Raw genomic sequence first — 11,149 nt, forward strand, 5'->3', positions numbered from 1 at the left:
GGATCGGGCGATCGCCGATTATCGCCTTCACGCGCCGCACCTTGTCGACAACCGATGGAATGAAGGCCTGGCCGCCGAAACCGGGATTGACGGTCATCAAAAGAATGAGGTCGAGCCGGTCGAGCACATATTGGATGACGCTTTCCGGCGTCGAAGGGTTGAGCGCGACGCCAGCCTTTTTGCCCAGCGCCCTGATCGCCTGAAGCGAGCGATCGAGATGCGGACCGGCTTCGGCATGAACGGTGATCGCGTCGCAGCCGGCATCGGCGAAGGCTTCAAGATAGGCATCGGTCGGCGCGATCATCAGATGACAGTCGAAAAATGCCGTCGTATGCTTGCGCATCGCCTTGATAACAGGCGGGCCGAAGGTGATGTTCGGCACGAAGTGGCCGTCCATTACATCGAGATGGATCCAGTCGGCCCCCGCTTCCACAACCGCTTCGACCTCCTCACCCAGCCGCGCGAAATCGGCGGACAGAACCGAAGGGGCGATGATCGTCGGATAGGGCATGGAAGAAAGCTCCGGCAGATGCTGGGCCGGGGCTAGTCGCCTAAGCGCGCCGCGTCAAGCGCAAGGCGTTGGCGCAGGCGAGGATGACCGCGCCTTGCCGTTTAAGACACGGAAGAACAACGGCAAAGCATTCCCGGCTCGCATCAATAAAAGCATACGATAACTACGTTACTCTACTTCAGATAGCAATCTATGCATTTGTGCAAAACCACAGATTGAATTAACACGTACTTCAATTCCGTCGGCCAGCCTCCCCTGCATAACCCAAAAAGGAGGTTGTCATGGGTGTTCTCGGTAATACGCTTGGTGGTTTGGGAAGCGCGCTGGACGGTTTGCTCGGCGGCGGACAGGGTGGAAACGGATCGGGCGGCGGCAGCTCCGGTGGCCTGGGCTCCGGTGGCCTTGGAGGTCTTCTGACCCCGGTTATCGGTGGTTCTGGCGATGGCAGCGGTGGAGCTTCCGCTGGAGCCAGTGTGAACACGACCGGCTTGCTCGACGGTCTGGTCAACGTCAATCTTCTCGATCAGCAAGCACTGCTGCGGCTCGGCATCCTTCCGGACAGCAATGGCAGCCACCTCATCAGCCTGTCCGTGCTGGACAGCGATGGCGACGGCCTGGTGGATGTCGGCCTGCTCAATAACGGCATCAATGCCTCTCTGCTCGATCGCGACGGCGATGGGCTGATCGACGTCAATCTTCTCGACACGATCAATCTAGGCCTCGATACCAGCGGCGATCTCGACAACAACGGCGTGCCGGACAACAGCACCAGCCAAGGCGACTTCGACGTCGTGCTGATGGGTACGGAAGGCACCGACCGCTTCGTTCTCGATACCACCCAGTCCTTCTATGTCGAGGGCATGGGTGACACGGACTGGGTGTCTTACGGAGCCTCGGCATCTGGCTTCAATTATGCAGCTGAAGCGAACGGCGTTTTCATCTCGAACGGCGACAAGGTCGATTATCTCCAGAACGTGGAGCGCATCGCCTTCTCCGACGGTACGCTGCATCTCGATACCGGCATCGGCGAAACCGCGGGCTATGCCTACCGCATCTATCAGGCAGCCTTCGATCGCGCCCCTGATGCGGCCGGTCTCGACTACTGGATCGACGTTCTCGACAGCGGCGCCAAGGGCATGACGGAGGTTGCGGCAGACTTCCTGGCCTCACGCGAGTTCCAGCAGACCTATGGTGCGCTGAGCACGCAGGACTTCATCGAGGAACTCTACGAAAACATCCTGCAGCGCGCCGGCGAAGATGCCGGCATCGATTACTGGACCGACCAGCTTGATGCAGGCGCGCAAAGCCGGGCGCAGGTTCTGGCCGGCTTTTCCGACAGCGCGGAAAACGTCGCGCTTGTCGGCGCCACGATCGACAACGGCTTCTTCCTGGCCGCCTGATCAAACACCCATTCCCGGCGTTTTCCTCCCCCCGCGTGACGCCGGGATAAAGCGGAAGGCTCCCCGTTCCCCTCTAAAGCCTTCTAGCCCAGGCGGCCGTCCCACAAGGCGGCCGCCTTTTCCTGCTTAGAAGCAAAGGCGTCTGCTGCACCCCGCTCCAGCATCAGAAGGGCGGTTGCCGCCGTATCGATCACGATCTGCCGCGGACGAGCGTCGCTCACGCGACCTTCCCAGACAGACTGCCAATATTCCAGGCTGGTAAGACTGATCGGCTGCAAGGCCGCAGGTTCGGCTTGCGACGGCAGCAACGTCGTTTCAGCCACGCCATCCACCAGCCGATGCAGCCTGGTGGCGCGATAGGGGGTTGCTTCCGCGACATCGCGCTTGTTGGACAAAACCGCCAGATCGCGCCAGCCGAGCAACGCTGCGGCATCCCGTGGGCCGGTCTGGTACATTGCGCGCGAAGCGCCCAGCAAGCTTGCCGCCGCCCCCAGCGGATTGAGCAGATGCGTCGCGATATTCAGCGGCGATCGCATTTCGAACAGGCTGTAGAGCGCCGTCAGCGCATGGATCTGCTGAGACATGGCGGAAAGCGGCAGATAGGCGATACCCTGTTCGGCGATCCCATCAAACGCGGCGTCGAGGCTTGCGGCGATCGGGATGCGCAGAATGCGCGCGCTGTCTGCCATTCGCTCGCCTTCCGTGGGATTGGCGGCCGAGCCATGGATCAGCACCCGATAGCCGGCTTGCGCAACCAGCTTCGCGGCCAGCAGGAACCAGGGTTCGTAGGAGGCTTTCGGCGAGAGATAGGCCGGCCAATCCAAATCAACCGCGCCGGCGCCGATTTCCGGTGCACCGATATGGCGGCGGCTTGCTTGAACCAGGCCGGCAAGTTCGGCTGCGGTTACGCCGCGATAATGCAGCACAACCAGAAAGGCGCCGATCTGGATCGGATCGGCCTTTCCGGCGAGGATCAGCGCAAAGGCCTCGTCGGCTTCTTCCACCGTCAGCGGACGACTGCGACCGGCACCTGCGCCGATCGTCGCCACGAACTTTGCCAAGCGCTGCCGCGGCTCCGCGCGCGGACCGATCCGCGCCAGCTTGGCCGCGAAGTCCGCGGGTGTCGGTCCATTGACCGAAAGATCCGCCTGCATGGCCAGAGGCGGTGCTGCCACGATCGGCGCCTTGTTAGATTGCGCGCGCGGCGTGCGCGGTTCCACCGGCTGCGACACATCGAGAAGATCGCTGGTTTCGGCTGCCAGCGCCCGCAGCCGCATGCGCAAGGTTTCAGCGAACGGCGTCGGCACCATGCCGCGCGCCGTTTTCACCAGAATGCGATCGCCATAGGTGGCACGGATTTGTTGCAGAAGGCGGCTCATGGCTGGTGCACCGATCCCCATCTGATCGGCAGCCTTGCCGACCGAGCCGTGCACAAGCAGCGCATCAAGGGCAACAAGGAGACGAAGCCGGCCAAGCGGTGATCTGGAGCCTTCGCACTCGGCGGCGCCTGCTTGCACCTTCAACGCCTGAAGGGCGACCGGTTCAAGCTCATCCTCTTGTCTAGCTTGGCTCACGCCCTTCACTGCCCTGCACTCCTTTGCGAGTGTTTTGCGTATTCCTGAAGATGGAACCACTCAAAAACACGACGGCTTGACCCCTCCCCTTCTGTAACTAACAAGACCCGCGTACTCAAGTTTTAGGGGGCTGGGGCTGTGAGCGTAGAGCGTAACGCAGGAACGGGTGTTGGGCAGGCAGGACGGATCCTGGGCGAGAAGAACCGGAAACGATGGGGCGCAGCGCTGCTCGGCACCTCATGCCTTGCCGCAGTTGCCCTTTTTCCGGGCGTTTCCTGGGCGCAAAGCACGGTTCAGAACGTCGACGAGGAAGAAAGCGCGCAGACCGTTGATGACAGCCAGGGTGGCTCGAAGACGGTCAATCTCGAACAGGTCGTCGTCACCGCCACCGGTTTTGAACAAAATGTGAAGGACGCGCCCGCGTCGATTTCGGTGATCTCACGTGAGGAACTGGAAAAAGGCAGCTTCCGCGATCTCACCGACGCGCTGCGCGAAGTTCAGGGCGTGGCGGTTACCGGGGCGGCCAATGAAAAAGACATCTTCATCCGCGGTCTGCCTGGCCAGTACACGCTGATCCTGGTCGACGGTAAGCGGCAGTCGACGCGCGATGCCCGCACTAACGGCAATTCCGGCTTCGAACAAAGCTTCATCCCGCCGGTCCAGGCGATCGAGCGCATCGAAGTCGTGCGCGGCCCGATGTCGTCGCTTTACGGCTCGGATGCGATGGGCGGCGTCATCAACATCATTACCCGCAAGGTGGCCGATCACTGGTCTGGCTCGGTGACGCTGGAAGGCACGGCGCAGCAGCATTCCGACTACGGCAATTCAGGCCAGGTGTCGTTTTATGGCAGCGGCCCGGTGTTCCAGGACAAGCTCGGCCTGCAGTTTTGGGGCCGCGGCTACAAGCGCGGCGAAGACAGCTTCCTGAGCGGTGTCACATCGGCGGAAGAGCGCGACATCACCGGACGCCTGACGTTCACGCCAAACGAGAACCACGACTTCCTGCTGGAAGGCGGGACCACCCGCGTCCAGCGTGAAGCGACCGCGGGCGAAACGCTGGCGCTCAACGCCGCCGGCACCTACAACTACAATGACCGCGATCACTGGTCGCTGACCCATATCGGCCGCTGGGGCTGGACGACCTCGGAGTTCTCCTTCAGCCAGGAATGGGCAGAGCGCACCAGCTATGCCTGGACGCCGCGTGTGGGCCAGTTCGTGGAAAACGCTCGTTCGCCGGAAATCCGCAACTCCGTGCTGGACGGCAAGTTCACCACGCCCTTCAGCCTGTGGGGCGACCACACGCTGGTGACCGGCGGCCAGATCAACGATGCCAGGCTGACCGACCAGAATCCAGGTCGTCGCACAGGCGTCGATGAAGAATTCCAGGTCACGCAATACGCACTGTTTGCCGAAGATTCCTGGGCGCTCACCGACACATTCACGTTGCAAGGCGGTTTGCGCTACGACAAGCACGAACTCTATGACGCACAGCTCAGTCCGCGCCTTTACGGCGTCTGGAACCCGACCGATCAGGTGACGATCAAGGGCGGCGTGTCCACCGGCTTCCGGGCACCCGACATCCGCAACATCTCGCCAGGCTATGCCTATACGACGGGCGGCGCAGGTTGCTCCTATGGTCCGAACGGCACTTGCGGCGTCATCATTGCCGATCCGGATCTGAAGGCCGAATCCAGCACCAGCTATGAACTCGGTGCGATCTGGGACTCTTATGCCGGCGTGACACTCGGCGCGACCTACTTCTACACCGACTTCAAGGACAAGATTACCAACGCGCTGGTTCTCGATGCAGCTGGCCGGCCGATCCGCTGGGACGAAGATCCCAACTACCGCCTTTGGTACAACTACAACATCGACGACGCGACGATCCAGGGCGTCGAGCTGACGGCTACCTGGGACGCCACCGACTCGCTCTCGCTGCGGGGCAGCTACACCTACACGGACTCCGAGCAGAAAACGGGCGACTACGCCGGCTACCCGCTGGCCCGCACGCCCGAGCATATGGCGAACCTGCGCGCCGACTACGTTCTGCCGTGGGAAGGCTGGGAGACCTGGGCCTCGCTCAACTACCATGGCGAGGAAATCAACGGCGGCGCGCGTCTGGGCACCAACGGCACGCCCGTGCTGATCAACGGCGCCGCCGGCCGCAAATATGACGACTACACCACCGTCGATGTCGGCTTTTCCTATTCGGTCGATGACCGCGCCACCTTCCGTGGCGCCGTTTACAACCTGTTCGACAAAAAGATCGACGCCACCGACTACAACACCGCCATGGAAGGCCGTCGCTTCTGGGTCGGCCTGACCACGAACTTCTGAGCGATCGAGGAGACCGCACGACATGACGACACGCCGCACATTTCTTGCAGCAACCCTGACCGGCGCCCTTGCCTTCGCCTTCGCATCTCCTGTTCTGGCGCAGGAAATCACGATCGAGCACGCTCAGGGCACGACCAAGCTTGCCGCAACGCCAAAGAAGGTCCTCGTTTTTGACGTCGCCTCGCTCGACAATCTCGATGCGCTCGGCGTCGAAGTTCAGGGCGTTCCGACCGCGACCCTGCCGGCCCATCTCAAGAAATATGAAGGTGCCGATTACCCGAAGATCGGCTCCCTGTTCGAGCCGGACTTTGAAGCGGTCAATGCAGCAGCGCCCGACCTGATCATCGTCGGCGGCCGCTCGCGCGCAAAATATGCCGACCTCGCCAAGCTTGCGCCGACAATCGACCTGTCGACCGACCAGAAGGATTTCGTCAACAGCGTCCGCAAGAATGTGGAAACGCTCGGCCGGCTGTTCGGCAAGGACGCGGAAGCCAAGACGCAGATCGCCGAACTGGATGCCGCACTGGCCGATGTGAAGGAAGCTTCATCCAAGGCCGGCAAGGGTCTGTTGCTTCTGACCACCGGCGGCAAGATGAGCGCCTATGGACCAGGTTCCCGCTTCGGCGTTCTGCATGGGGATTTCGGCGTCGAGCCGGCCCGCACAGACCTGTCGACCGAAGCCGGCCATGGTCAGCCGATCTCCTTCGAGTTCATCCTCGAAACCAACCCGGACTGGCTGTTCGTGATCGATCGCGATGCGGCAATCGGCCGTGAAGGCCAGGCCGCCGCGCAGTTCCTGGACAACGATCTCGTCAACCAGACCAACGCCTGGAAAAACAACCAGGTTGTCTATCTCAACCCCAGCAACTGGTATCTCGTCGGCGGCGGCGTCAGCGCCTTGAAGGCGGATGCCGAACAGGTTGCGAAGGCGCTGCGCAAGCAGTAACGCCGAAGCGAACCATCGCTCCGGACACGGTTCGGAGTTCCATTTGAAACCGGCCTTTCCGCACCTCGGCGCGGCAAGGCCGTTTCCGCATTCCCTTCTTCAATGCCCATTTGGATAGCCATGCCGCGAGCTAGCAGAGACTGGAGCCAAGCACCCCTCGTGCTTTGCGCCCTATCGATTCCGCTCCTGGCTTTTGCCAGCCTGTTCGTCGGCGTCAGTGACGTGTCACTCACAACCCTGTTCGGCGATGACGGCCGAGCGCTTCAGGTTCTCCTGATCAGCCGCATTCCGCGTACCATTGCCCTTGTGCTGGCGGGCGCCGGCATGGCGGTGGCCGGCACGATCATGCAGATGATGGCGCGCAACCGCTTCGTGGAACCGTCCACGGCCGGCACGGTGGAATCCGCCACGCTCGGCATTCTCACCGTGATGCTGTTCGCGCCCGGCCTGCCCGTGATCGCCAAGGCAGCAGTTGCCGCCACCTTCGCCATGGCCGGCACTTCGCTCTTTCTCGCAATCATCAGACGCATTCCGCTTCACTCGATCCTGCTCGTGCCGCTGGTCGGCATCATGCTGGGCGGCGTGATCAATGCCGTGTCGACCTTCTTCGCCTACCGCTTCGACATGCTGCAATCGCTAGGCGCCTGGACCAGCGGCGATTTTTCCGGTGTTTTACGTGGCCGCTATGAACTTCTGTGGATCTCGTTCGCGCTCACCGTGGTCGCCTATATCGCCGCCGGGCGCTTCACGGTGGCCGGAATGGGCGATGACTTCACCACCAATATCGGCCTGAACTATCGCCGCATCGTCGCGCTCGGCCTCGCCATCGTGTCCATGGTGACGGCGGTCGTGGTGGTCACGGTAGGCATGATCCCGTTTCTCGGCCTGATCATCCCCAACGTCGTCTCGATGATGCTCGGCGACAATCTCAAGCGCTCGCTACCCTGGGTGGCAACACTCGGCGCAGGTTTCGTTCTGGCCTGCGATATCGTCGGGCGTCTGATCCTTTACCCCTACGAAGTGCCGATCGGCACAGTCGTCGGCGTGGTCGGCAGCGTCTTCTTCCTTTATCTTCTGCTTCGGAAGAACGCCCGTGTCGCTTGATATCGCCACCCGCCGTAAATCGCTGCCCGCGCGTACGATCCTGTTGATCCTCGGAGTGCTCACCCTGTTCGTCATGATCGGCTTCATGACGATCGGCGCCAATGGCCGCTGGGATTTCATTCTGCCCTTTCGCGGCGCGAAACTCGCTGCGATCGTACTGGTGGCTTATGCGGTCGCCGTCTCCACGATCCTGTTCCAGACCGTCACCAATAACCGTATCCTCACGCCCTCCATCATGGGCTTCGATGCGCTTTATATTCTGATCCAGACCGTGATGGTCTTCACGCTCGGCGCCAACCGCGTCTCGGTGATCGACCCCCGCTGGCTCTTCCTTGGCGAAGTCGCTGTCATGGTCGTGTTTTCCGGCATCCTCTACCGCTGGCTGTTTGCCGGCGAACGCCGCAGCCTGCATCTGCTGCTGCTTGTCGGCGTGGTGTTCGGCATCCTGTTCCGCTCGATCACCAGCTTCCTGCAGCGCATCATCGATCCCAACGAGTTCCTCGTTCTGCAGGACCGGATGTTTGCGAGCTTCAACACCGCCGACACCAACCTGCTCGCCGTTTCCGCCGTGCTGATCGGGCTGGCCAGCCTTGCCGGCTGGCGCATCCTCCATACGCTCGACGTGCTGGCGCTCGGCCGCGACACCGCGATCAATCTCGGTGTCGATCATCGGCGCACCGTCTCGATCATCCTGGTGATCGTCGCCGTGCTGGTATCCGTTTCGACCGCGCTGGTCGGCCCCGTCACCTTTTTCGGACTGCTGGTGGCCAGCCTCGCCTATCAACTCATTCCCAGCCACCAACACCGCCTGATCCTGCCGGCCGCTGTCTGCCTCGCGATCCTTTGCGTTGTCGGCGGACAGCTCGTCCTGGAGCGCGTGTTCGGGTTCAACTCGGCGCTGTCGATCATCATCGAATTTGTCGGCGGGCTGGTTTTCCTCACCCTACTTCTGCGGGGCGCAACGCGATGATCGAGATCAACGACGTTCAGAAGGCCTATGGCGACGCCATTGTGGTGAAAGGCGTGTCTTTGGCGCTGCCAAGAGGCGGCATCACCTCGATCATCGGCCCGAACGGCGCCGGCAAATCCACGCTTTTGTCCATGATCAGCCGCCTCCTGCCGATGGATCGCGGCCGCGTGCTGGTGGACGGTCTCGATGTCACCACCACCAAGAGCGACGTTCTGGCGCGCCGTTTGTCGATCCTGCGCCAAGACAATCACATGACCGCGCGCCTCACCGTTCGCGATCTCGTCGCCTTCGGCCGCTACCCCTATTCGCGCGACCGGCCCACGGTGGACGATCGCGCTCATGTCGAAAAAGCCCTCGGTTTTCTTGACCTTCAGCCGCTCGCCGACCGCTTCCTCGACGAACTCTCCGGCGGCCAGCGCCAGCGCGCTTTCGTTGCCATGGTGCTGTGCCAGGATACGGATTACGCCCTGTTCGACGAGCCCCTCAACAACCTCGACATGCGCCACGCCAGCGCCATGATGCGCCTTTTGCGCCGTGCCGCCGACCAATTCGGCAAGACGGTCGTGCTGGTACTGCACGACATCAACTTCGCCTCCTGTTATTCCGACCACATCGTCGCCATGCGCGCCGGCGAGGTCGCGTTCCAGGGAACGCCGGAAGCGGTGATGCGCAAGGAGGTGCTGACCGGCATCTTCGAAACGCAAATCGACATCCACGACATCGAAGACCGCCGCATTGCCGTGTTTTACTAGAACAGCGCGCCGATTGTAGTATCGCCCTGCTTGTTCAACTTCTGGTCACCATGTCATGCGATAGCTTTCCGGACACAGCGAACGCTTCCGCTTTCATACTGATTTCGTGCTACAGAATTTACTGCTGCCCCAGACTGGTAACTCGGCGGATATGCTTCTCGATCAGTATTCCCTTCTGGTGGCAATTGGCTTTTCAGGCGCAGCTTTAAGCGTGACCTTATTGTTGAGCTGGATCACCGCGCGGTCGGATCGGTTCCTGCTGACCTGGTCGGCCGCCATGGCGCTGCTTGTTGTGGGCGTCGTCCTGTTCGGCTTGCTTGATCATGACTATGATCCAGCGGTTCAATGCGCGTCCTTTGTCTTCCTGATCCTGGGCTTTGTTCTGGTGTACGCCGGCGGGAGGCAGTTTCGCTTAAGCCGGGCCTTCTGGGGTCGCATCGCGATGCTCGGCATAATCATGGTGCTGCCGACGCTGGTCGCTTTCGCGTCAGGGCTGTCCGGGCTCGCGACCATCGTGGCCGATGTTGCGATCGCGATCCTGTTGGTAATGTCGGGGGCGCAATCCTGGGCCGGGCGAGCTGAGGCGCCTTTGCCGATGGCGATCAATGCCGTGCTTTATCTTGCCACCGCAGCCTCCTTCCTTCTCTGCTGCGTCCCGTTGATCGCCGACGGGCAGCTGGTTCTCACCACGCGCCCGTCCAACTGGGCCGAAGACCTTAACTCCATCATGGCGATCATCGGCATCACCGGCATCGGCGCCATTTCGCTGGCCTTGAACCAGACGCGCATCGCGCGGCGCCATCAATATGCCTCCATGACGGACCCGCTGACCGGTCTTCTCAACCGTCGCGCCCTGTTTGACCGGCTGGGCAACCGCGATGTGCAGCCCGGCACCGCGATCATCGTGCTCGATCTCGACCATTTCAAAGCGGTCAACGACCGTCACGGCCACGCTTGCGGCGATCTCGTTCTCGAGCATTTCGCAGCGCTTCTGCGCGATCACATCGCCGCCAGTGACCTGGCCGCCCGCATCGGTGGTGAGGAATTCTGCATTGTGATGCCGCACACCTCCGCCAGGCTGGCTTCACGCCTGGCGGAAAGCATTCGCCGCGGTTTGAACGCCCAACCGATCCGCACGCCGGACTGCGATATTGCCGCGACCGTGTCCATCGGCGTCGCGATCTGCGCGGGAACGCCGGAGCGGTTCGAAGCGCTGCTCGAGCGGGCCGACCGCGCCTGCTACGCCGCCAAGAACGAAGGCCGCAATCGCGTGCAGACCTCCAGCCTGCTTGTTGTAGCAGCCTGATCGGCGCGTTTCCGGCGCCGGCTTCACTCAGAGTTCAAGCCTGAGTTCGCACGGCGTGGGAACAGCCTGATGCCCTGCCGGTTATCGACGGCAACAAGGAGGCTCCGCATGGCCAGGCACAATCTCTCAGGTTCCGTCGTCGTCATCACCGGTGCAGGCAGCGGCATCGGCCAGGCAACGGCGGAAGCCTTCGCCAAGCGCGGCGTGCGTCTGGTGCTGGCCGCCCGCAGCAAGCTGGCGCTGGAAGCC

10 protein-coding genes are annotated in these 11,149 nt (G+C 62.0%); 8 read left to right on the plus strand and 2 right to left on the minus strand.

Annotated elements, in window-relative coordinates; all coding sequences use genetic code 11:
* On the minus strand, nt 1-511 hold a 511-nt coding region (gene rpe, locus RTX98_RS11515), incomplete at its 3' end, for a ribulose-phosphate 3-epimerase (protein WP_312796714.1).
* A gap of 281 nt (nt 512-792) precedes the next feature.
* Between rpe and RTX98_RS11520 the strand changes: the two genes are divergently transcribed.
* Nucleotides 793-1,911, plus strand: coding sequence for a DUF4214 domain-containing protein (locus RTX98_RS11520; RefSeq protein WP_312796715.1), 1,119 nt, complete (start codon nt 793-795; stop codon nt 1,909-1,911).
* 83 nt (nt 1,912-1,994) lie between these two features.
* Here RTX98_RS11520 and RTX98_RS11525 read toward each other — a convergent pair whose 3' ends face one another.
* On the minus strand, nt 1,995-3,485 hold the full coding sequence (locus RTX98_RS11525; RefSeq protein WP_312796716.1) for a glycosyl transferase family protein: 1,491 nt from the start codon (nt 3,483-3,485) through the stop codon (nt 1,995-1,997).
* Between the two features lie 189 nt (nt 3,486-3,674).
* Between RTX98_RS11525 and RTX98_RS11530 the strand changes: the two genes are divergently transcribed.
* The 7 genes from RTX98_RS11530 to RTX98_RS11560 all read left to right on the plus strand — a co-directional run.
* The gene (locus tag RTX98_RS11530) at nt 3,675-5,822 is read left to right on the plus strand and encodes a TonB-dependent receptor domain-containing protein (RefSeq protein ID WP_416223109.1); all 2,148 of its coding nucleotides are present in this window, start codon (nt 3,675-3,677) and stop codon (nt 5,820-5,822) included.
* A 22-nt stretch (nt 5,823-5,844) separates the two neighbouring features.
* Nucleotides 5,845-6,768, plus strand: coding sequence for a siderophore ABC transporter substrate-binding protein (locus RTX98_RS11535; RefSeq protein ID WP_312796717.1), 924 nt, complete (start codon nt 5,845-5,847; stop codon nt 6,766-6,768).
* A gap of 120 nt (nt 6,769-6,888) precedes the next feature.
* Nucleotides 6,889-7,872, plus strand: a complete 984-nt coding sequence (locus tag RTX98_RS11540) for an ABC transporter permease (RefSeq protein ID WP_312796718.1) — start codon at nt 6,889-6,891, stop codon at nt 7,870-7,872.
* 73 nt (nt 7,873-7,945) lie between these two features.
* The gene (locus RTX98_RS11545) at nt 7,946-8,842 is read left to right on the plus strand and encodes an iron chelate uptake ABC transporter family permease subunit (RefSeq protein ID WP_416223110.1); all 897 of its coding nucleotides are present in this window, start codon (nt 7,946-7,948) and stop codon (nt 8,840-8,842) included.
* Nucleotides 8,839-9,594, plus strand: coding sequence for an ABC transporter ATP-binding protein (locus tag RTX98_RS11550; RefSeq protein WP_312796721.1), 756 nt, complete (start codon nt 8,839-8,841; stop codon nt 9,592-9,594). Before RTX98_RS11545 ends, RTX98_RS11550 begins: the two co-directional genes overlap by 4 nt.
* Before the next feature lie 211 nt (nt 9,595-9,805).
* A complete protein-coding gene (locus RTX98_RS11555) occupies nt 9,806-10,900 on the plus strand; it encodes a diguanylate cyclase (RefSeq protein WP_312796722.1) in 1,095 nt (364 codons plus the stop codon).
* Nucleotides 10,901-11,008: 108 nt separating this feature from the next.
* Nucleotides 11,009-11,149: SDR family NAD(P)-dependent oxidoreductase (locus RTX98_RS11560; protein WP_312796726.1), on the plus strand; the 141-nt coding region annotated here is incomplete at its 3' end.

The organism is Tianweitania sp., from assembly GCF_032053605.1.
Classification (GTDB): Bacteria; Pseudomonadota; Alphaproteobacteria; order Rhizobiales; family Rhizobiaceae; genus Tianweitania.